The organism is Paenarthrobacter sp. 22069 (assembly GCF_052046035.1).
GTDB lineage: Bacteria > Actinomycetota > Actinomycetes > Actinomycetales > Micrococcaceae > Arthrobacter.
Genome location: NZ_JBQEQF010000006.1, coordinates 12,416 through 33,098, shown reverse-complemented (window position 1 = coordinate 33,098; position 20,683 = coordinate 12,416). Strand labels below are relative to the sequence as shown.

Here is a 20,683-nt window from a genome sequence, read left to right as displayed (position 1 = left end):
CGGAAAATAAACAATGAGCGACGAAACACCCGAGAATTCCGCTCCTGAGGAAGGAACTCCGGACACCGTTCTTGAGGGCGACGTGCTGGTCGACCGCGTTGAACAGGTGGACCTGCAGACGGAAATGCAGCGCTCCTACCTGGATTACGCCATGGCCGTCATCGTCGGCCGTGCCCTCCCCGACGTCCGCGACGGCCTCAAGCCCGTCCACCGCCGGGTGCTGTACGCGATGTTCGACGGCGGCTACCGCCCGGACCGTTCCTTCAACAAGTGCGCCCGCGTGGTGGGCGAGGTCATGGGCCAGTACCACCCGCACGGCGACACCGCGATCTACGACGCCCTGGTGCGCCTGATCCAGGACTGGACCATGCGCTACCCCCTGGCGCTCGGCCAGGGCAACTTCGGTTCGCCGGGCAACGACGGCGCAGCGGCGCCCCGTTACACCGAAACCAAGATGGCCCCCCTGGCCATGGAAATGGTCCGGGACATCGACGAGGAAACAGTCGACTTTCAGGACAACTACGACGGCAAGAACCAGGAACCCACCATCCTGCCGTCCCGGTTCCCCAACCTGCTGGTCAACGGCTCCTCCGGCATCGCCGTTGGCATGGCCACCAACATCCCGCCGCACAACCTGCGGGAAGTGGCCGACGGCGTCCAGTGGTACCTGGCCAACCCGGGAGCCAGCCGCGAGGAACTGCTCGAGGAACTGCTGGTACGGATCAAGGGACCCGATTTCCCCACCGGTGCCACCATCCTGGGCCACAAGGGCATCGAGGATGCCTACCGGACAGGCCGCGGTTCCGTCACCATGCGCGCAGTGGTTGCCGTGGAGGAACTGCAGGGCCGCACCTGCCTGGTGGTCACGGAGCTTCCGTACCAGGCCAACCCGGACAACCTGGCCATCAAAATCGCCGAGTTGGTCAAGGACGGCAAGATCCAGGGCATCGCCGACCTCCGCGACGAGACGTCCGGACGCACCGGCCAGCGCCTGGTCATCGTTCTCAAGCGGGACGCCGTGCCGAAGGTGGTGCTGAACAACCTTTACAAGCACACCGAACTGCAGAGCAATTTCTCGGCGAACATGCTCGCCATCGTGGACGGCGTGCCCCGGACGCTGAGCCTGGACGCGTTCATCCGCCACTGGGTGACGCACCAGATGGACGTCATCGCGCGCCGCACCCGGTACCGCCTGCGCAAGGCCGAGGAAGAAGCCCACATCCTGCGGGCCCTCCTGAAGGCACTGGACATGCTGGACGAGGTCATCGCCCTCATCCGGGCTTCCAGCACCACCGAAGCCGCGCGCGACGGGCTCATGGAACTCCTGGACATCGACGAGATCCAGGCACGGGCCATCCTCGACATGCAGCTGCGGCGCCTGGCCGCGCTGGAGCGCCAGCGGATCCAGGAAAAGCACGCAGAACTCGAAGCCCTGATCACCGAGTACAAGGGAATCCTTGCCTCCGAGGAACGCCAGCGCGGAATCATCAGCTCGGAGCTGGGCGAGATCGTGGAGAAGCACGGCGACGACCGGCGCACCCGGATACTCATGGGCTACGACGGCGACATGTCCATGGAGGACCTCATCCCCGAAGAGGAGATGGTGGTCACCATCACCCGCGGCGGCTACGTCAAGCGGACCCGGAGCGACAACTACCGGTCACAGCAGCGCGGCGGCAAGGGCATCAAGGGTGCCCAGCTGCGCGGCGACGACGTGGTGGAGCACTTCTTCGTGACCACCACCCACCACTGGCTGTTGTTCTTCACCAACCTGGGGCGCGTCTACCGTGCCAAGGCCTACGAGCTGATGGAGGCAGGCCGCGACGCCAAGGGACAGCACGTGGCCAACCTGCTGGCATTCCAGCCCGATGAGCACATCGCCCAGGTCCTGGACTTGAGGGACTACCAGCAGGCCCCGTACCTGGTGCTGGCCACCAAGAGGGGACTGGTGAAGAAGACCCGGCTGGAGGACTACGACACCAACCGCTCCGCCGGCGTGATTGCCATCAACCTGCGCGACGGCGATGAACTGGTCTCCGCCCAGCTCGTCTCGGAAACCGACGACCTCTTCCTGGTGTCCCGCAAGGGCCAGTCGATCCGCTTCACGGCCACCGATGACGCCCTGCGCCCCATGGGCCGGGCCACATCCGGTGTCACCGGCATGAAGTTCCGCGAGGACGACGAACTGCTGGCCGCTGACGTGGTTACGGACGGATCGTTCGTGTTCATCGTGACCGGGGGCGGGTACGCCAAGCGCACCGCGGTGGAGGAGTACCGCCTGCAGGGCCGTGGCGGGCTTGGCATCAAGGTGGGCAAGTACCAGGAGGAGCGCGGCCATCTTGTGGGTGCCCTCATCGTCCAGGAAGAGGACGAAGTCCTGGTGGTCATGGAGGGCGGCAAGGTTGTCCGCTCCTCTGTCGCCGGAGTACCGGCGAAGGGCCGTGACACCATGGGCGTCATCTTCGCCAAGCCGGACAGGAATGACCGGATCATCGAGGTGGCGCGCAACAGCGAACGCGGTCTCGAGGACGAGGAATCCGACGGCGATGACGTAACGTTGGCTGAAGATGGCGGCACCGCTGGGGAATCCGCCGTGCCAGCATTGGCAGAAGAATCACCGGCCGTTGAGTCAGAGGACGCCTCGGGCGACGCTGAGCCGAACGAAGACAACACGGAGGTAACGAGTGAGTAATTCCGACTCATTTCCCAAGCCGAACAGTACTGTTCCCGACGGGAGCCGGCCTTCAGCGGCACCCCGCGTGAACGCCCCCGTACGTCCGCAGCAGCGCCCGGCAGCTCCTGCCGGCGCGCCGGGCCAGCGTCCTGCTGTTCCCGGCCAGCGTCCGCAGCAGGGCGACCGGCCGGCGCAGCCCGGCCAGCGGCCTCTCCAGGGCCAGCCCGGCCAGCCGGGGCGCCCCGCTCCGGCGGGCCAGCGTCCTGCGCAGGGCTCCAGCCAGGGGGGTCCCGGGCTGGTGAAGCCCGCACCCAAAGCCAAAGTCCGCCGTGCCCGGCTGCTGATCAGCAAGGTGGACCCGTGGTCCGTCCTGAAGATGGCATTCCTGCTCTCGGTCGCCCTGGGCATCGTCACTGTGGTGGCTGCCATCGTTCTGTGGACCGTCCTCGACCTGACCGGCATCTTCGACCAGGTGGACAGCCTGCTCGGAACGCTTGCCGGTTCTGAAAGCGGCGGCTTCGAACTGAAGAAGGTGGCCTCGCTGGGACAGGTGGCCTCCTTCGCCACCATCATTGCCGTGGTCAACGTGGTCCTGCTGACTGCCCTGTCCATGCTGTCCGCTGTCCTCTACAACATCTCTGCCACCCTTGTGGGCGGTATAGGGGTTACCCTCACTGACGATTAGGACGCCGTTTCCGCCGGCAGCTGGCCGGTGGAAATGCCCGATTTGAGATCGGGCCGGGGTGTGCTGTAAAGTCATGTCTCGGCCCGATGAGGGATCGGGGCGTATAGCTCAGGCGGTTAGAGCGCTTCGCTGATAACGAAGAGGTCCCAGGTTCAAGTCCTGGTACGCCCACGGAACCTGTGCAGGTTTCAAACGGAGGTTTGGTCCGGTTTCTACCGGTACTGGATCGGAACGGGGAGCATGTGAAGAAGTTGCTTGTATTGGCAGCGGCAATCGCAAGTGTCCTGGTCTACCGTAAAGCACAGGAATCCGAAGCCCGGAAGACAGTCTGGAGCAAGTCAACCGACAAGGTGGACTAGCCCGGAGGCCCGCGCCGGGAGCCGGTCAAAGGCTCCTTGGTTTCAGGGTATGATGGACGGGTTGCTTCTTATGGGGGCATGGCGCAATTGGTAGCGCACCTGCTTTGCAAGCAGGGGGTTCGGGGTTCGAGTCCCCGTGCCTCCACCATGAGAAAGTCCCGGTCAGCACCAGTGCTGGCCGGGACTTTTCGTTTGCCTCTTCCGCCGGCGATCAGTACCAGGGGTGTGGATTGAACTTCTTCTTCGCGGCCCTGGGGGTCCTGGGCGTCGCATCATCCGGGCCCCTGATCGCGGCCACTCTTGGTGCCACCAGTGTCAGCGCCCTGGCCATCGCCTTCTGGCGAAACGCCATCGGCGCCGCGGTCATGGCCTCTCCCACCCTGGTCCGGGAGCCGGCCCAATTCCGCAGGATCACCAGCCGGGAATTCCGCTGGTCGCTGCTGGCCGCCGTCGCGCTTGCCCTGCACTTCGCCTGTTTCATCACATCCCTGCAACTTACCTCCGTGGCAGCAGCCACGGCGTTGGTCTGCCTGCAGTCGGCCTGGATTGCCGTTTTCCAGCTCATCCGGGGGACCCGCCACCGTTGGCAGGTCCTTGCCGGGCTGGGGATCGCTTTCGGCGGCGTAGTGGCGATCACCGGTTTCGACATGGGAACCTCGCCGCAGGCCCTTACGGGGGACCTGCTGGCCGTGACCGGCGGTGCACTGGCGGGGCTGTACACGCTGGCCGGTGGGAAGGCGCGGCAAAGCATGACCACGGGAACCTACACCACCCTGTGCTACGGGATGTGCGCCGCCCTGGTGGCCCTGCTGGCCCTTGTTGCCGGCCAGCCTCTGGCCGGGTTCGAGCCCGCCGGATGGCTGGGGATCGCGGCGATCACTGTGTGCGCACAACTGGTAGGACACACCGCGTTCAACCACCTGCTGGCCACCATGAGCCCCCTGATCGTGTCCATGATCATCCTGCTGGAAATCCCCGGGGCGGCACTGCTGGCTGCCGTGTTCCTGCACGAGACCCTGCCGGCCGGGACTTACGCGGGACTCGGCCTCATCCTGGCTGGGCTCGCCGTCGTGGTCCTGGGGCAGAGAAGCAGGCGCGGGCGGACCGGAAGCCGGGGCCTCCCGCCCGGGGAGGAACCGCCGTCGGAACGGCTCGCAGAGCTGGGGACGGACTAGCGGGTCCCGACTGGCTGGGGCGGGCGGGCCTACTGGCCACCGCGGCGGACGGGCTGCGCCGTATTGACGGTATGAATGGCCCGAAGGAGCTTGGCAGGGAAGTACACCGAGAAGAACACCACCATGGGCGCCTTGAGCGCCATCTTCCGGACGTTGTGGGCCTTATAGGTCCGGTCAAAGCGGGTCACGTAGTAGCGGTAGTCTCGGGGGGAATCCTCCAACCGCCGTGCCGACATACCGGACACCATCTGGGGCCAGTAGCGGACGGGAAGTTCGTGTTCGGCCAGGTGCAGGGACAGATCGATGTCCTCGTGCATCTCGTCCTTTTCGTCCCGGCAGGTCTCTGAGCGGATGATTTCCCAGGCGGAGGCGCGCAGGGCCATGTTGGAACCAAAAAGAAAATGGTACTGGTGCTTGGCCAGCTTCAGCATGAGCTGGCGCATCTTGTCGTCCGCCTTGAGGCCAAAACGGCGCATCGGCATGTCGTAGTAAACGACCGGACCGGTGGCAGCCTGGACGGCCGGATCCGCGAAGGCCTTCTGCACCTGTTCCACCCAGTCCGGTTCCACGATCGAGTCCGCGTCGATGCGGCCCAGGACGTCCCCGGTGGCGCTGTCCAGGCCGAAGTTGCGGGTGGGGATCAATCCCTGCTCCCGGTCCTGGCTCAGGAGAATGATGGGGCTTTCGGGGTACTCCAACTGCATCTGGCGGACGATGTCAGCGGTCCGGTCCTTGGAGAGGTTGTCCACCACAATGATTTCGTGTGCCGGAACGGACTGGTAGATGGCAGCTATCAGGCACTGCCGTATTACGCTCTCCTCGTTATACGCGGGGATCACAATGGACACGCGAAGCTCTACGGCGGCGGCGTCATTCACGGTATCCCCGGAGGATTGGTTGGCTGGCATCACTTCAAATCTAGCATCAGGGCTGGTGCTGCCCGCGGCAGCACAGGGCACAAAAAAGGGCCCCGCCGTAAAGCGGGGCCCTTCCTGTGGCTGTGCCGATGCAAACCTAGGCCTGGCTGGTGCCCTTGTCATCCTTGGCGGCAGTGTCTGCACCTTCCGCGGAGTCGTCCGCCACGTGCTTGGCCTTCTCCGCGGCCTCGGCGGAAGAATCCTTCACGGCTTCCGCTGTATCCGCGGCCGTCGGGGCGGCTGCACCTGCGGCAGGACCGGCAGCGGCGGCACTTTGATCGGCGGCGTCAGCAGTGCTGTCCTTGACGTCGCTGACGGTGGTTGCCGGAACGGGGGCAGGAGTCGGGGTGACCGGTGATGGGGTCTTCCAGGGATCCTCAACCGGCTTGGAGGCCTTCCAGGCGGCTACGCCGGCGGCCACTGCAGCGGCAATCACACCGAAGACCAGCCACCCACGCTTTTTCGGCTTCTCCGGCTGTGCCAGCTGCGCGTCCACGGCACGGCTGGCCCCTGCTGCGGCTGCCTTCAGCTGCGTGCCGGTTGCCTGTGCCTGTTCCTGGAGGGCATGGATGAGTCCAACGTCGCCCAGCTTCTGAGCGACGGCATCCACCCGTGCCGGTGTGTTTTCCAGCGTGCGGTGTACTGCCCCCGAGGCCACGCCGATTTGGTCCGACAACTTGGGCAGGTACTCCACCACAACGCGGTCACGGGCGTTCAGGACAACGGGCGTGGCTTTGTCCAGGGCGTCGTGAAGCCTCGGCGAGGCATTGTCCACCACGTCGTTGATCCGGGGAGCCAGCTGGGCCAGGCCGTCCTGGATCCGGGGGGTTACGGTGGCAACACCGTCAGCCAGGCTGTGGGCCGCGGTCTTCAAGCCCTCCTGGATCTTCGGAGATGCAGTGTCCAGGCTGTGCTGGAGGCGGGGAACCGCCCAGTCCACGGCAGCTTCCACCCGGGGGGCCGCCCAATCCTTGGCGTTTTCCACGGCACTGGTGACCGACTGCTCAAGGTCACGGGCAATACGATCCGATTTCTTCACAACTACCTCCCGATTAATGTGACGGTTCTGTCGTTAGCCTACGTGCCCAGATCATCACGGGCTATTCACTCTGCGGATTTTAGGGTGATTTCACCCAGCGCGGAACTGCCCCCGCAGCCGTGGCCAGCCATAACAGGCATGGGAGAATGGAGCCTATGACTGCCATCGCAACTGCAAAAGCAACCATCCACACGAGCCTCGGCGACATCGTGGTTAACCTCTTCGGCAACCACGCGCCCAAGACGGTCAAGAACTTCACGGGGCTTGCCACCGGCGAGCAGGCGTGGACGCACCCGGAAACCGGCGAGGACAGGACCGGCACGCCGCTCTACGACGGAACTATCTTCCACCGCATCATCAAGGACTTCATGATCCAGGCGGGCGACCCGCTGGGCCGCGGAACCGGCGGCCCCGGCTACCGCTTCGACGATGAGATCCACCCCGAACTGAACTTCAACCAGCCTTACAAGCTCGCCATGGCCAACGCCGGCATCCAGATGGGCAAGGGCACCAACGGTTCACAGTTCTTCATCACCACCGTCCCCACGGACTGGCTCCAGGGCAAGCACACCATCTTCGGTGAAGTGGCTGATGAAGAGTCCCGGAAGGTCGTTGACGCGATCGAGGGTGTCCGCACCGGCATGGGTGACCGCCCGGTGGAGGACGTCACCATCAACAGCATCGACATCGAACAGCTGTAACGCTCCTCCATGAGCTACGGAATTCCGTCGGCCGAGCCGTCCGCCCAGGTCCCGGTCTGCCCACGGCATCCGGACCGGCCGTCCTACGTGCGCTGCCAGCGCTGCGGACGCCCGGCGTGCCCGGACTGCCAGCGGGCGGCCGCCGTCGGATTCCAATGCGTTGACTGTGTCAACGAAACAAAAGGTACGACGCCGGGGGTACGGACCGTCTATGGCGGCGCCGTTGCCACCGGCAGACCATTGGTGACGTACGGGATCATCGCGGCCTGCGTGGTTGTCTACGCGCTGCAAATGTTGATCCCCGATCAGTGGGTTTACAAGCAGTTCGCCTACAACAACATCTTCACTGCACCCCAGTACGGTGCCTTTGAGCCGTGGCGCATGCTCACCTCGGCCTTTCTGCATTCCCCGGACTCGGTGCTGCACATCCTGCTGAACATGTACACGCTGTGGATCTTCGGCCAGGCCCTGGAGCCTGTGCTGGGCCGCGCCCGGTTCCTCGCGGTGTATCTCATCTCCGCCGTCGGCGGGTCGGTGGGATACCTGCTGCTCAACCCGCTGCTCGTGCCCGGACAGGGCCTCGTCGGGCTGGTAGGAGCATCGGGCGCAATCTTCGGCCTCTTCGGTGCCATGCTGCTGGTTCAACGGCAGCGCGGCGGTGATACCCGGCAACTGTGGATCCTGATCGCCATCAACGGCGTCATCGGCTTCCTGATCCCCCACATCGCGTGGCAGGCACACCTTGGCGGCCTCATCACCGGCGGACTCTGCGCTGCCGTCCTGGCCTACGCACCGCGCGGAGGCCGCCGTGGCCTTGTTCAGGGCCTGGGCCTGGCCGGCGTGGTTGTGCTGCTGATCGCCCTGAGCTGGCTGAGGGTGACCTTGTAGCGGCTGACTCCCTGCTCCGAAACTGCCCCCGGCGCCCCTGGTGCCGGGGGCAGCCTTGTTTTCCACAGTGGTTATCCACATTGTGCGTAACTTACACAGCTGTAGTTCAGCAGCCGATCGCCGCCGTTCCGGCCCCTGACAGACCTGGAGGTGGATTGCCGCTCGTTTTCTCCACAGCTGTGGATAACCTGTGGGGATTTTGGTGTGTGTAAGTGGATAAGCACCGCGCCCCAGCCCACATTGTGGAAAAGTACGACCTCAGGCCGCGTCAGGGCGCTACTTTCCCCAGTACTGGCACGGTTATCGACAGCCTTATAAACACTGTTAATAAGTGACACACCTGTAGTTCATCCGCGCGAAATCGCCACAGGAGTAAGCCCAAAGGCCCGCAGCCCGGGGGATTTCCACGGGGTTACCCACAGTTGTGGATAACTTGTGGGTATTGCGATGTTGGTAAGTGGATAACGACCCGTGCCCCGGGCTTACTCCTGCCTATGATGGTTTTCTGCCAAGCCTCCTACCGACAGGGACACCCGTGAGCGTCACCGAGCACCTTTACCTGGACAAACAGCACCCTGATCTGTGGAAGGCCATAAGTGGTCTTGGCCTTAAAGTGCAGGAAGCCGCGGAAAACGCCGGTATCGGGCGCAGCCTGCTGGAACTGCTGAACGTCCGCATCTCCCAAATCAACGGCTGCGCCTACTGCCTGGACCTCCACGTGCGCCGGGCCAGCGAGGCCGGGGAAAGTCCGCAGCGGCTGGCGGTCCTCCCCGCATGGCGGGAAACAGCCTTGTTCACCGAGAAGGAGAGGGCGGCCCTGGCACTGGTGGAAAGCATCACCGAACTCCCGGAGCAGCAGGCCCGGGACCATGCAGAAGCGCTGGCACGGGAGTGCCTGACGGCAGAAGAGTTCTCCGCGGTGAGCTGGCTCGCCGTGACGATGAATGCCTTCAACAGGGTGTCCATTACCAGCCACCACCCGGTCAGGCGGGACCGCCCGTAGCTCCTCTTCCCCAGCCAAGGCAGGTATCCACGGCTGCGGCCTCTGTTATCCACAGGTATTCCACACTGTTAATAACCGCATCTGTACGGCCGGTTTAAAGCGAATTGGCCTTGACCCGGCAATGCAGTGTGCTGGCCGCTGTTATCCCCGAATCCTTATCCACACTGTGGATAACCTTCCCAACAGTTGGGGATAACCGGCGGGCCGGCGCTTAGTCCCGCCAAATTCCCGAGGATCCGCGGCGATGGCTTCCCACCAGGTGGGTATCCACGATGCCCACCGCCTCCATCAGGGCGAACATGGTGGTGGGACCCACGAAGGTGAAACCGCGTTTGCGCAGCGCCTTGGACAGAGCGATGGACTCCGCCGACTGCGTCGGGATCTCCGTGACCACCTGTGGCCGCGGCGTACTGGCCGGACGGAAGCCCCAGACGAAGTCCACCAGGCCGCCGTCGTTCCGTAGTTCCAGCGTGGCCCTGGCGTTCCGTATGGTGGCAACTATTTTCAGGCGGTTGCGGATGATGCCGGGATCGAGCATCAGGCGCTCCACGTCATCATCGGTGAACCGCGCAACGGCGTCGGGATCGAAACCGGCGAAGGCCGCCCGGAATGCCGGCCGTTTCCGCAGGATAGTGGCCCAGGAAAGACCCGCCTGGAAACCTTCCAGGCAGATCCGCTCGTACAGTCCCTGCTCGTCAGTAACCGGCAGGCCCCATTCGTGGTCGTAATAGCTCCGCATAAGCGGATCCGCGGCAGCCCAGGCGGGCCGGGCCAGGCCGTCCTCGCCGATGATCACTCCGGCGGTTTCGGGAGTCAGTGGGTTCTCCTCAGAACAGCGTTTCCGCGGTGCTAGGAGCGCCAGCGTGTGGTCATCAGGAACCCGATAATGGCGATCCCGAATCCGGCCACGATGTTCCAGGACTGCCAGGCCTGAACCGGGAACCGTCCTTCGCTGATATAAAAAGTGATGATCCAGAGGAGCCCAATAATCATGAGGCCAAACATGACCGGCTTGAACCAGACGGGATTGGGCTTATAGGTCTGCGCCGCAGCCGGCTTGTCGGTGCTGGCAGTCTTCTTGCGAGGCTTTGACTCGGGCACTGGCTCTCCTTGGCGGACTGGGCAAGCTCGGCGTCCCGGGCTTGGTATCCTGCAAGAAGGAAATTTCCAGCGGTCTGCGCGATCTTGGTCAAATCTGGATTCTTACTAGCAGCCAATTCTAGCCGCAGTTGATGGGCACCCGGTGCCCAGGGCGAACGCCCGGAGGGGGACGCGTGGTATTGCAGGAGAAGGCGGGGCCCGCCACTGCGCCTGCCCCCCGTCGTGCCCTGCTGCGCGGCACTATCCAGGTGCTGGGCGAGCTCCTCATTACCGCCGGCGTGATCCTGCTGCTGTTTGTGGCCTGGCAACTCTGGTGGACCAATGTGGAATCCGACGCCAAGCAGAGCCAGGTCATCAAGGAATTCGCCCAGGACCTCGGCAAGGCCGCTCCTGCACCCGCTGCGACAGCTCCCGCAGCGCCCCCTGCCGCCGGCGAGGATTTCGGCAAGCCCGTCGTCGGAACCGCCCCCGGCCATGCCGGAACAATCGGGATCATGTACATCCCCCGGTTCGGGCCCACCTACACCCGGCCGATCGTCCAGGGCACCAGCCAGGACGTTCTGGACACCCTGGGCCTGGGGCACTACACCAACACGGCGATGCCGGGGGCCGTGGGCAACTTTGCCGTCGCCGGCCACCGCCAGACGCACGGCGCCGTGCTGGACAACATCCATACGCTGGTGCCGGGCGACAAGATCTACGTCCAGACCAAGGACGGCTTCTATGTCTACGTGTTCCGGAACAACCAGATCGTGATGCCTTCCCGCACCGATGTCCTGGAACCGGTCCCGACACAGCCGGGCGCCACGCCCACCGAAAGCTACCTGACCATGACCAGCTGCAACCCCCGCTTTGGGGCGGAAGAACGCATCATCGCCTACGCCCTGCTGGACAGCTGGCGTCCTGCCTCAGCAGGCCCGCCGGCCGAGATCGCGGCGCAGGTTGCAGCAGCGACCGGAAGGAGCTGACCGTGTACGCCTGGATCTTCCGCCACCTTCCTGGACCGCTCTGGCTCAGGATCATCATCTCGTTGGCACTGATCTTCATTGCCCTGGTATTGATGGTCCAGTTCCTGTTCCCCTGGATGTCCCACTTCACCCAATTCACCGACTCGACGATTGGTTCAACAGACCAGCCATGACCACAACCAAGATCCTCGTAGTGGATAACTACGACAGCTTCGTCTACACCCTGGTGGGCTACCTCCAGGAACTCGGCGCGGAAACCACCGTCGTCCGCAATGACGACGTCACGCTGGCCGAGGCGGTAGAACTTGCCAGCACCCGCGACGGTGTCCTGATTTCTCCCGGCCCCGGAAATCCTGCTGAAGCCGGCGTCTGCATCGAACTGATTAAGTGGTGCGGTGAAAACAGCGTTCCCATGTTCGGGGTGTGCCTGGGGCACCAAGCGCTGGCGGAGGCATTCGGAGGCAAGGTCACGCACGCCCCCGAGCTGATGCACGGCAAGACCTCCCAGGTGGAGCACATCGGCACCAGCGTCTTCACCGGCCTCCCCTCCCCCATCACGGCCACCCGATACCACTCGCTGGCGGCTGTCCGGGAGTCCATTCCCGAGGAACTTGAGGTCACGGCGCAGACTGCTTCCGGCGTGGTCATGGGACTGCAGCACCGCACTGCCCCGCTGTGCGGCGTACAGTTCCACCCGGAATCCGTCCTCACCGAGGGCGGGTACCAGATGCTGGGCAACTGGCTTGAGTCGTTGGGCATGAAGGGCGCCGCCGCAAGGGCGGCGAAACTGAGCCCCCTGATCCAGCACTAGTTTCTGAGGCAGTCGGGCGGAGCCCAAGGGCCCGGCGGCCCAGCGCCATCATTCCTTCTTGGTGGGCTTCGGCGTCGGGGTGGGTGTCGGCGTCGGCGTTGCTGTGGGGGACGGCGGGGGCGGCGGAGCCTTGGCCACAACAATGGCCACCGTCTTGCCCTGCTCCACCGCGGCGTTGACCGGGTCGCTTTGATCTGTCACCCTGCCGGGCTCCACCTGGGCGTTTTCCACTTCTGTGACCGCCGGGACCAGGCTAAGCTCCTTCAGCGCAGCTTCGGCCTCCTCCCGCGTCAGCCCGCGCAGTTCCGGGACAGCCACCTTGCCGGTGGAAACAATGAGTTCCACGCTGGTACCAACCGCAACGCTTTGCCCCGGCGCCGGAGTGGAGGTGATGACGATCCCCGCCGGGACGGTGGCGCTGTTGGCGGTGGTGGTCGAGGGCGCGCCGACCAGACCGGCCTGGCGCAGGATATCCCTGGCTGCGGCCTCGGTCTTGCCGGGCAGGCTGTCCGGGATCTTCACGGAACTGGGGCCGTCGGAGACCTTGAGGATCACCTCGGCACCGGGATCCAATGAACCACCTGCGGCCGGATCGGTCCCGATGGCCGTTCCCTTGGGCACCGTGTCATTCGCCGAGCGGGCGATCCTGGGCCGAAGCCCGGCGTTGTACAGTTCCTGCAGCGCCACCGTCTCCGTCATGGAGGCAACCGCCGGGATCTGCACCTTGGGCGGGGCCGGTGCGGGACGGTTCACAGTCTGGTACAGCCACAGGCCGCCGCCCGCCAGCACCAGCAGGGTAAAGATCACCAGGGTGGCGATCCATGCACGACGCCGGGACTTCTGGCCGCTTGTCCGCTCACGTTCCGGGGGGAAGCCGAGCGGGAGCGGGCCGGCCGTCCCGTACGCGTCTGTCCCATAGCCACCCTTGACGTGTTCATCCGCAGGTTCCAGCGGAACGGCCGGGCCGCCGTCGTCATGGAAGAGACTGGTGGACGCCAGGCGCCCGGTGGGTGCGTCATCCAGGAAGCCCGCGCCGGTTGCGGCGAACGCCTCGGTGGGCGGTGCTACCGGGGGGACGTGGTCGTTCGGATCGGTGGGCGCCTCCGAGGCCGCCACCGCGGGTACGGGGACACCGGCCTTCGCCGCCCTGAGGGCACGGCGGAACGCTGCGGCATCCTGGAACCTGTCATCCCGGTTCTTTTGCAGGGCCTTGGCCAGTACGCTGTCCAGCGCCGGCGACACCTGCGGATTAAGGCTGCTGGCGGGCTCCGGGATTTCCCTGACGTGCTGGTAGGCCACTGACACCGGGCTGTCCCCGACGAAGGGCGGCCGCGCCGTCAGCATTTCGTAGAGCAGGCAGGCGGCGGAGTAGAGGTCGCTGCGGGCATCGACGGTTTCGCCGCGGGCCTGTTCGGGGGACAGGTACTGTGCTGTTCCCACCACTGCCTGGGTCTGGGTCATGGTGGCGGAGGAGTCGGCGATGGCGCGGGCAATCCCGAAGTCCATCACCTTCACGGAATTGCTGCCCTGGCAGTACATGACGTTGGCGGGTTTGATGTCCCGGTGCACGATTCCGGCCTTGTGGCTGTACTCGAGGGCCCCCAGAACGCCCAGGCAATAGTCGATGGCGTGGTCGATGGTGATGTCCTTGGCGCGGATGAGGTCGCGCAGCGTCTTGCCCTCGACGTATTCCATCACGATGTAGGGCACCCGCACGTCCTCCGCGGAGCCGTCGTGGACCAGGTGTTCCCCCGTATCGAAGATGGCCACGATGGAGGGATGGTTAAGGGCGGCCACCGCCTGCGCTTCACGCTTGAACCTGGCCTGGAACTGCGGGTCCCTGGCCATGTCCGGCCGGAGCAGTTTGATGGCGACCGTCCTGCCCAGGCGCGTGTCCGTTCCCCTGTACACATCCGCCATGCCGCCGCGCCCGATGAGGCTCCCCAGCTCGTACCGGCCGCTCAGGACGCGCCGGTTGTCCACCGGGAGGCTGTTCTCCCGGTGCAGCGGTGTGCGTGGTGACTCATTCACTAGTGGTCCCGGCGGTTATGGGGTGCAGGTTGGGGGCGTTCCGGGCGTCTGCCCGGCAGCACAGGTTGGCAGGGGTGAAATTGGCGTAGGGCCGGCCACCGGAGACGATGTGGTGGGCGTCGGCTTGGGGGCCGTGGTGGTGGTGGGGGCAGGTGGAGCAGAAGTCTGCGGCGCCACCGCATAGGTAATCACCACAGGGGTTCCAACTTCGACACGTCCGGTCCGGGACAACCCAATGACGGTGCCAGGCGTGGCCGTGGGATCAACCTGTGGCTGGACGCTGACGTCGAGGTTGAGGGCAGAGAGCTCTGACTGGGCAGTTCGGTAGGGCTTGCCCAGATACGCCTCGGGGATAATATTCACCGTTTGCGGTGCGGTTTCCTGTGTAGGCGCGGGCGTATTCTGGGTCTGCGTCGGAGTTGCGGACGGTGTGGTCCGGGTGGGCGAGGGCGACGCGGAGGGCACGCTGCTCGTAGTGGTTCCGGACGTGGGATTGCCGGACGGCGAGAAGAGGCCCATCTGGTTCAGCAGGAAACCTGCCAGCGCGAACAGAAGCAACAGGATCAGCGCCACCAGGGGCCAGGTCCAGGGGCTGCGGCCCTTCCGCCGGGGCTCGTCGGAGGGTGCGTCGTCGTAAGTTTCCTCCTCCTGCTGGTCCCAGTTCCGCTCGGCCGCAAGGGCATTCGCGCGGGCAAGGGGCCCCTGCGGGACATTTGCATCAGCCGCGCCCGCGCCACCGGCAGCCATGCCTGCCGCCGCACCCACGGCTCCGGCTCCCAGCACCGGCAAGGCAGAGGTGGCAGTCGGGGCGGAATCGTGCTGCGCGCCGATGACACCGGTTGGTGCGGTGGCTGTGTCAACCGGGGCAGTGATGGGGCCGGTGGCGGCGTCGAACAGGAGCATCCCGGGCACGGCGGCACGCGCGGCGCTGATATCGCCGTTGCGGATGGCCTCCGCGGCTTCGGCAAGCTTGATGGCGTTGGCAGGCCGTTCTTTGGGGTCCTTGGCGAGCATGGACATCAGGAGCGCCCGCACCGGAGAGGGCAGCATGTCCGGAAGGGGCGGCGGGGCGTCATTGACCTGTGCCAGGGCAATGGCGATCTGGGACTCGCCGGAGAAGGGCCGGTGCCCGCTGAGGCACTCGTACCCGATCACGCCCAGTGAGTAGATATCCGAGGAGCCGGTGGCGGTCTGCCCGGTGGCCTGTTCCGGTGAAAGGTACTGGGCCGTTCCCATGACCTGGCCGGTCTGGGTGAGTGGAACCTGGTCGGCCAGGCGGGCGATGCCGAAGTCCGTCACCTTGACCCTGCCATCGGGAGTGATGAGGAGGTTGCCTGGCTTGACGTCACGGTGGACCAGGCCCTGGGCGTGCGCGACAGCAAGCGCGCGGGCGGTCTGCGCGATGATCGAGAGTGTACGGTCCGGCGACAGCACCTGCTCATGCTCGATGATGCTGCTCAGCGGCTGGCCCGGGACCAGTTCCATGACCAGGTAGGCGGAACCTTCCTCTTCGCCGTAGTCGAAGACGTTGGCGATGCCCACGTGGTTCAGCAGGGCGGTGTGGCGGGCCTCCGCACGGAAGCGCTGGAGGAACCCGGGGTCCCCGGTGTACTCCTCCTTCAGCACCTTGATGGCGACGATGCGGCCCAGGACGAGGTCTTTGGCTTTCCAGACTTCCCCCATGCCACCAATCGCGATCCGCGTGGTCAGCTGGAATCTGCCGCCGAGGGTGATTCCCGTTGTAGGCCTCACTTATTCAACACCGCCTCAAAAATCTTCTTCGCATTAGGACTGGTCAGCTTTGCTCCCGCGTAGATATCTACGCCTTCCACCACGATCGTGACGCTGACCTTGGGGTTGTCAGCGGGCGCGAACCCGGTGAACCATGAGTTGTTGGTTCCATTGCCGAGTTCGGCGGTGCCGGTTTTGCCCGCGACCTGCACGCCGGGAACCGCCGCTCCCTTGGCAATACCGTCAGTGACCACGCTGGTCATCCACTCGGTGATCTGCTTGGCGATCTCCGGGGTGGTGGATGTCCTGAGCTGGGCCGGCTGTGGTTCATCAATGACCCGCAGATCCGGGGCCCGCAGCGTCTTGACGAGGCTGGGCGCCATCTGGACGCCACCGTTGGCGATGGCATTCGTCATCATGTTCACCTGAAGCGGTGTCACGCGGACATCCTTTTGGCCGATGGCGGACTGGGCCAGGCCGGGCGCGTCCAGCTTGTCAGGGAACCCGTTCCCTGTTGCGTGGCCAAGCTTCAGCTGGTCCCCGACGTCCTCACCGAACCCGAACTTCTTGTACTGGGCGGCGATGGCGTCCCGGCCAAGGTCCAAGGCGATGCTGGCGAACGGGGTGTTGCAGGACTGCTGCAGGGCGAAGGCGAACCCGGCCGTGTCCTTGGTGTAGCAGTTTCCGCCGGCGTAGTTGGGAAGTTTGTACTGGATGCCGTCAAAAGGCATCTCTGCGGGGTTGGGCAGGACGCTGTCCTTGTTGTACTTCCCCGAAGCCAGGGCAGCGGCCGTGTCCACGAGCTTGAAGACCGACCCCGGGGCGAGGAGCTCGCCGGTGGGGCCGCTGACGTTCTGGTTCAGGTTGATGCCCGGGACCTTCACCAGTTCGTTCATGTTGGCGCTTTCGGCGGCGGCGTCCTGCGTGGCAGCGAGGTTCGGGTTGTAGGACGGCTTGGATGCCATGGCCAAAATGGCGCCGGTCTTGGGGTTGGTGACCACGATCGATCCGCGCTGGCCGTCCGGGATCAGGCTGTAGGCAAGCTGCTGGATCTGGGGGTCGATGGTCAGTTCCACCGACGCTCCCTTGGGCTGGTTGCCAAGGAAGAGCTGGCCCACCCGGTCAAGGAAGAGTTGGTCGGAGTTGCCGGCCAGTTCCGCGCCCATTGCCTGTTCCAGGCCGGTGGCACCGTAGTTCTTGGAAAAGTACCCGGTGATCCCGGCATAGAGCTCGGGCTGGGGGTAGGTGCGCTGGAACTTGCAGGTCTCCGAGTTGGTTTCCGCCGACTCCGCCACCGGGGTTCCGCCGACAATGATCGCGCCGCGGTCGTTGCAGTAGTTCTGCAGGATGGCGCGCTGGTTCAGGGGGTTGGTCTTCAGATCATCCGCGCCCACAACCTGGACGAAGCTGATGGCGCCGAACAGCAGCGCAAACATGGCCACCGCCGCCACCCAGGAGTGCCTGATTGCCTGGTTCATGCCTGCTTCACCGCCTCGGTTGGAGTGTCAATGCCGTTTGCCGCTGCTGCCCCGGCCGGTGGCAGCGGTGTGGTGTCCACCGGGCCGCGGGCTGCATGGGAGATCAACAGGAGCAAACCCACGATGATCCAGTTGGCCAGAAGGGATGATCCGCCGGCGGCAAGGAACGGTGTGGTCAGGCCCGTCAGCGGAATAAGCCGGGTGACGCCGCCGATCACCACGAAGCACTGCAGGGCAATGGCGAAGGAGAGACCGCAGGCCAGCATCTTTCCGAAGGCGTCACGGGTGCCGAGGGCGGCGCGGAATCCGCGGGTGAACAGCAACAGGTAAAACAGGACAACGGCGAACAGTCCGATCAGGCCCAGTTCCTCGCCCAGGGAGGCGATGATCATGTCACTGTTGGCAAAGGGGACAAGATCAGGCCTGCCCTGCCCGAGACCGGTGCCTACAAGTCCGCCGTTGGCCATGCCGAACAGTCCTTCGATGACCTGGCGGCTGCCGTTCTCGTAGACGTCCGGGGAGAAGGCGTTGAGCCAGCCGTAGACCCGCTGCTGGACGTGGGAGAACACCTGGGCAGCCACGAACCCGCCGCCAAGAAGCAGGGCCAGACCGATCACCACCCAGCTGATCCTGCTGGTGGCCACGTAGATCATGACGATGAACAGGCCAAAGAACAGGACGGACGAGCCGAGGTCCCGCTGGAAGATCAGCACGCCGATGCTCACCAGCCATGCGGTGATCATCGGGCCCATGTCCTTGAACCGTGGGAACTGCAGGGGGCCGATTTTCCGCCCCGCGAGCAGGATGAGGTCCCGGTTGGAGGAGAGGTACCCGGCAAAGAATATTGCCAGCGTTATTTTGGCGACCTCACCCGGCTGGAAGGTCATGGGGCCCAGCCGGATCCACACGCGTGCGCCGAGGATCTCGCCTGCGCTGATGCCCGGGACGAGCGGCAGGATCAGCAGCAGCGCGCTGGCCGCAAGGGAGATGAACGTGAAGCGGCGCAGGATGCGGTGGTCCTTCAGGAAGAACACAACGGCCATGGCCACCGCCATGGCGATCAGCGTCCACCGGAGCTGGTTGTTTCCGGTGTCTTCGCCGGGGGCGTCGAGGCGGTGGATCATGGCCAGGCCCAGGCCGTTAAGAGCTACCACAATGGGAAGTATTACCGGATCCGCATATTTCGCGCGGAAGCGGAGGACCCCATGGAACACCAGGGCCGCGACGGCGAGGAGGCTGGACTGGAACCAGAAGTCCGAGTCGAATGCCTTTTCCTGGTCGACACCCACCAGCATGTTGGCCCCGATGCCGACGGCAAGGGCCAGCACCAGCAACACCAGTTCAACGTTGCGGCGCGGCTTGGGCGTGTTGCTTGCCTGGCTCATTTGGCCGCCTCGCAGGTGATCGTGGGGGTGGGTGTGGGGGATGCCGCGGACGGCTGGGGCGCAGGGGCGGCGGCGTCCGGGGCCGGCGGCGGTGGCGCGGCACTGGCGGGCGGCTGGCTGGGAGACGGGGCGGGCGTAGTGGGGGAGGCCGAAGGCTTGGGGCACTCCTCTTCCGGGGAGGTGGTTCCCGTGAGCTCCAGGTTTTTGACGATCCGCTGCGCGTCGTAAAGGTCATTGGCAGGAACCGTTTGGCGCACCCGCTGCTGCGAGAACTGCGGCAGCGAGTCCATCCGGATATCTGTGACCGCTTCAAGGGAGGACAGCTGGATGGGCCCCAGCCGCTGGGAGACCCCGTTGTAGATGGCCACGCGGGAATCGTATTCCCCCACGTAGTAGCGGGTTTGTGTCCAGGCGTAGCCAAGCCACAGGCCAACAGCCACCACAACCAGCGCGGCGGCAGCCACTGACCAGGCCAGCCAGCGGCGCGGGCGCAGCGGCGGCAGGGCATCGTCGGTGTCGCCGGCCGGTTCTGCCTTGTGGGTCAGGAGCGTCGCTGCGCGCCGTGCCACGGTGCGTCCGGCCACGGTGGGGATGGAACCTGATTCCGCGGCTGCCGCAGCAGCGCCCACCAGTTCATGCGGGCGGGAAGCCAGCTCCTCGCGCAGTACTTCGGCGGAAAGGTGTTCACCCAGGTGCGGGTCAGTGGTGCCGCTTTCCGCGGAGCCGGCATCCTTGGCCGGATCCGCGTCGCCGGTGTCGCCGGCGGCGGGTTCCTGCCGGCCCTTGCCCGGATCATCGTCTTCATCACCCGGGGCATCGCCGGTCCGGGTGCCCTCACTTGGTGCAGTGGCTTCACGGGAAACAGCAGGGGATGCGGTGGCGGCCGGCGGGGCATCAGCCGCGGCAGCGGGCTTGGTGCCCGTCCCGGGAGGAACGATTTCGACGGCGGCCGTGCTGACGTCGTCGGGCGTTTCCTCCACGATGTCCACCATGACCACGGTGACGTTGTCCGGCGAGCCGGCCTCGAGGGTCAGTTGGACCAGGGTGTCAGCGCATTCGTGCAGGTTGTGGGTCTCGCGGACCGTCCGCTCCACGGCGTGCGCTGCGACGTAGTTCAGGCCGTCGGAGCACAACAGCCAACGGTCACCGGGCCGGGCGTCGAGGGTATCCAGGTCAAGCTCCGGGCTGGCGTCCACGTCTCCGAGGACGCGCATCAGGACGTTCTTGTGCGGGTGCGTTTCCGCTTCTTCGGGCCGGAGCCGGCCTTCATCGATGAGCCGCTGGACGAAGGTGTGGTCCACGCTGACCTGCTTGAATTCGCCGTCGCGAAGCCGGTAGGCGCGTGAGTCGCCGATGTGCGCGAAATGCAGCTTGCCGTCAGCCAGCAGGAGGGCGGTAACGGTGGTGCCCATGCCTGCCAGTTTCGGGTTGATGTGCACCAGCTCGGAGAGCAGCGAGTTGGCTGTCTGGATCTCGTCGGCGAGGATGGTCCCGGCTTCGTCGCCGTAGTCAGGGCTGTCCAGGTGGATCATGTCCAGGACGGTTGCAGCGGAGGCAACGTCACCTCCGGCATGGCCGCCCATGCCGTCGGCGACGACGGCGAGGTGGCGTCCGGCGTAAGCCGAATCATCATTCTTGGAACGGATCCGGCCGACGTCGGACCGGGCGGCGAAGCGCATGATGAGGGGCCGCTGCGCCGGACTGGAGCCGGTTGCGGGGGTTTCAGCCTCGGCCACG

19 protein-coding genes and 2 tRNA genes are annotated in these 20,683 nt (G+C 65.2%); 12 read left to right on the top strand and 9 right to left on the bottom strand.

Going from position 1 to position 20,683, the window contains the following annotated elements:
• Positions 1-13: 13 nt before the first annotated feature.
• From gyrA to ACTJK0_RS06220, 6 genes are all read left to right on the top strand, one after another.
• A complete protein-coding gene (gene gyrA, locus ACTJK0_RS06245) occupies positions 14-2,692 on the top strand; it encodes a DNA gyrase subunit A (protein WP_440744642.1) in 2,679 nt (892 codons plus the stop codon).
• Positions 2,685-3,359 carry a DUF3566 domain-containing protein gene (locus tag ACTJK0_RS06240; protein ID WP_440744641.1) on the top strand — a complete coding sequence of 225 codons (675 nt, stop codon included), beginning with the start codon at positions 2,685-2,687 and terminating at the stop codon, positions 3,357-3,359. The genes gyrA and ACTJK0_RS06240 overlap by 8 nt, the downstream gene beginning before the upstream one ends.
• A 97-nt stretch (positions 3,360-3,456) precedes the next feature.
• Positions 3,457-3,530: transfer RNA gene (locus ACTJK0_RS06235), tRNA-Ile, on the top strand.
• A gap of 8 nt (positions 3,531-3,538) precedes the next feature.
• On the top strand, positions 3,539-3,718 hold the full coding sequence (locus ACTJK0_RS06230) for a DLW-39 family protein (protein ID WP_440744640.1): 180 nt from the start codon (positions 3,539-3,541) through the stop codon (positions 3,716-3,718).
• A gap of 72 nt (positions 3,719-3,790) precedes the next feature.
• Positions 3,791-3,866: transfer RNA gene (locus tag ACTJK0_RS06225), tRNA-Ala, on the top strand.
• A gap of 82 nt (positions 3,867-3,948) precedes the next feature.
• The gene (locus ACTJK0_RS06220) at positions 3,949-4,893 is read left to right on the top strand and encodes a DMT family transporter (protein ID WP_440744639.1); all 945 of its coding nucleotides are present in this window, start codon (positions 3,949-3,951) and stop codon (positions 4,891-4,893) included.
• Between the two features lie 29 nt (positions 4,894-4,922).
• Here the strand turns inward: ACTJK0_RS06220 and ACTJK0_RS06215 are convergent, their stop codons facing one another.
• A complete protein-coding gene (locus ACTJK0_RS06215; RefSeq protein ID WP_440744638.1) occupies positions 4,923-5,801 on the bottom strand; it encodes a glycosyltransferase in 879 nt (292 codons plus the stop codon).
• 106 nt (positions 5,802-5,907) lie between these two features.
• Complete coding sequence (locus tag ACTJK0_RS06210; protein ID WP_440744637.1) at positions 5,908-6,849, bottom strand: hypothetical protein; 942 nt, start codon at positions 6,847-6,849, stop codon at positions 5,908-5,910.
• Between the two features lie 155 nt (positions 6,850-7,004).
• Here ACTJK0_RS06210 and ACTJK0_RS06205 point away from each other — a divergent pair, with 155 nt between their 5' ends.
• The 3 genes from ACTJK0_RS06205 (at position 7,005) to ACTJK0_RS06195 (ending at position 9,441) form a co-directional block, all read left to right on the top strand.
• Positions 7,005-7,550, top strand: a complete 546-nt coding sequence (locus tag ACTJK0_RS06205) for a peptidylprolyl isomerase (protein ID WP_440744636.1) — start codon at positions 7,005-7,007, stop codon at positions 7,548-7,550.
• Positions 7,551-7,559: 9 nt separating this feature from the next.
• Positions 7,560-8,438 carry a rhomboid family intramembrane serine protease gene (locus ACTJK0_RS06200; RefSeq protein WP_440744635.1) on the top strand — a complete coding sequence of 293 codons (879 nt, stop codon included), beginning with the start codon at positions 7,560-7,562 and terminating at the stop codon, positions 8,436-8,438.
• Positions 8,439-8,973: 535 nt separating this feature from the next.
• On the top strand, positions 8,974-9,441 hold the full coding sequence (locus ACTJK0_RS06195; protein WP_110545234.1) for a carboxymuconolactone decarboxylase family protein: 468 nt from the start codon (positions 8,974-8,976) through the stop codon (positions 9,439-9,441).
• A gap of 211 nt (positions 9,442-9,652) precedes the next feature.
• Here ACTJK0_RS06195 and ACTJK0_RS06190 read toward each other — a convergent pair whose 3' ends face one another.
• Both ACTJK0_RS06190 and ACTJK0_RS06185 read right to left on the bottom strand, forming a co-directional pair.
• Positions 9,653-10,258: a DNA-3-methyladenine glycosylase I gene (locus ACTJK0_RS06190; RefSeq protein WP_440744744.1), complete on the bottom strand. Its 606-nt coding sequence runs from the start codon at positions 10,256-10,258 to the stop codon at positions 9,653-9,655.
• A gap of 32 nt (positions 10,259-10,290) precedes the next feature.
• The gene (locus tag ACTJK0_RS06185; protein WP_110545281.1) at positions 10,291-10,542 is read right to left on the bottom strand and encodes a cell division protein CrgA; all 252 of its coding nucleotides are present in this window, start codon (positions 10,540-10,542) and stop codon (positions 10,291-10,293) included.
• A 173-nt stretch (positions 10,543-10,715) separates the two neighbouring features.
• On the opposite strand from ACTJK0_RS06185, the gene ACTJK0_RS06180 reads away from it, so the two are divergent.
• From ACTJK0_RS06180 to ACTJK0_RS06170, 3 genes are read left to right on the top strand one after another with little or no spacing between them, the layout of a single operon-like run.
• Positions 10,716-11,510, top strand: a complete 795-nt coding sequence (locus ACTJK0_RS06180) for a class E sortase (RefSeq protein WP_440744634.1) — start codon at positions 10,716-10,718, stop codon at positions 11,508-11,510.
• Between the two features lie 2 nt (positions 11,511-11,512).
• Positions 11,513-11,683: a hypothetical protein gene (locus tag ACTJK0_RS06175; RefSeq protein ID WP_181422509.1), complete on the top strand. Its 171-nt coding sequence runs from the start codon at positions 11,513-11,515 to the stop codon at positions 11,681-11,683.
• Positions 11,680-12,321 carry an aminodeoxychorismate/anthranilate synthase component II gene (locus tag ACTJK0_RS06170; protein WP_440744633.1) on the top strand — a complete coding sequence of 214 codons (642 nt, stop codon included), beginning with the start codon at positions 11,680-11,682 and terminating at the stop codon, positions 12,319-12,321. Before ACTJK0_RS06175 ends, ACTJK0_RS06170 begins: the two co-directional genes overlap by 4 nt.
• 48 nt (positions 12,322-12,369) lie before the next feature.
• Here ACTJK0_RS06170 and pknB read toward each other — a convergent pair whose 3' ends face one another.
• Genes pknB through ACTJK0_RS06145 form a run of 5 tightly spaced genes read right to left on the bottom strand, consistent with a single transcriptional unit; the run spans position 12,370 to position 20,682 of the window.
• Positions 12,370-14,352, bottom strand: a complete 1,983-nt coding sequence (gene pknB, locus ACTJK0_RS06165) for a Stk1 family PASTA domain-containing Ser/Thr kinase (protein ID WP_440744632.1) — start codon at positions 14,350-14,352, stop codon at positions 12,370-12,372.
• Positions 14,353-14,367: 15 nt separating this feature from the next.
• Positions 14,368-16,104 carry a serine/threonine-protein kinase gene (locus ACTJK0_RS06160; RefSeq protein ID WP_440744631.1) on the bottom strand — a complete coding sequence of 579 codons (1,737 nt, stop codon included), beginning with the start codon at positions 16,102-16,104 and terminating at the stop codon, positions 14,368-14,370.
• On the bottom strand, positions 16,101-17,561 hold the full coding sequence (locus ACTJK0_RS06155; RefSeq protein ID WP_440744630.1) for a peptidoglycan D,D-transpeptidase FtsI family protein: 1,461 nt from the start codon (positions 17,559-17,561) through the stop codon (positions 16,101-16,103). Before ACTJK0_RS06155 ends, ACTJK0_RS06160 begins: the two co-directional genes overlap by 4 nt.
• Positions 17,558-18,946: an FtsW/RodA/SpoVE family cell cycle protein gene (locus ACTJK0_RS06150; RefSeq protein WP_110545287.1), complete on the bottom strand. Its 1,389-nt coding sequence runs from the start codon at positions 18,944-18,946 to the stop codon at positions 17,558-17,560. The genes ACTJK0_RS06155 and ACTJK0_RS06150 overlap by 4 nt, the downstream gene beginning before the upstream one ends.
• Complete coding sequence (locus ACTJK0_RS06145) at positions 18,943-20,682, bottom strand: PP2C family protein-serine/threonine phosphatase (RefSeq protein ID WP_440744629.1); 1,740 nt, start codon at positions 20,680-20,682, stop codon at positions 18,943-18,945. The genes ACTJK0_RS06150 and ACTJK0_RS06145 overlap by 4 nt, the downstream gene beginning before the upstream one ends.
• Between the last annotated feature and the right edge of the window lies 1 nt (position 20,683).

What these genes read in the sequence shown, in the direction of transcription:
- gyrA (WP_440744642.1), top strand. Translation starts at nt 14, where the DNA reads ATGAGCGACGAAACACCCGAGAATTCCGCTCCTGAGGAAGGAACTCCG.
- ACTJK0_RS06215 (WP_440744638.1), bottom strand. Translation starts at nt 5,801, where the DNA reads ATGCCAGCCAACCAATCCTCCGGGGATACCGTGAATGACGCCGCCGCC.
- ACTJK0_RS06205 (WP_440744636.1), top strand. Translation starts at nt 7,005, where the DNA reads ATGACTGCCATCGCAACTGCAAAAGCAACCATCCACACGAGCCTCGGC.
- ACTJK0_RS06200 (WP_440744635.1), top strand. Translation starts at nt 7,560, where the DNA reads ATGAGCTACGGAATTCCGTCGGCCGAGCCGTCCGCCCAGGTCCCGGTC.
- ACTJK0_RS06170 (WP_440744633.1), top strand. Translation starts at nt 11,680, where the DNA reads ATGACCACAACCAAGATCCTCGTAGTGGATAACTACGACAGCTTCGTC.
- ACTJK0_RS06155 (WP_440744630.1), bottom strand. Translation starts at nt 17,561, where the DNA reads ATGAACCAGGCAATCAGGCACTCCTGGGTGGCGGCGGTGGCCATGTTT.
- ACTJK0_RS06150 (WP_110545287.1), bottom strand. Translation starts at nt 18,946, where the DNA reads ATGAGCCAGGCAAGCAACACGCCCAAGCCGCGCCGCAACGTTGAACTG.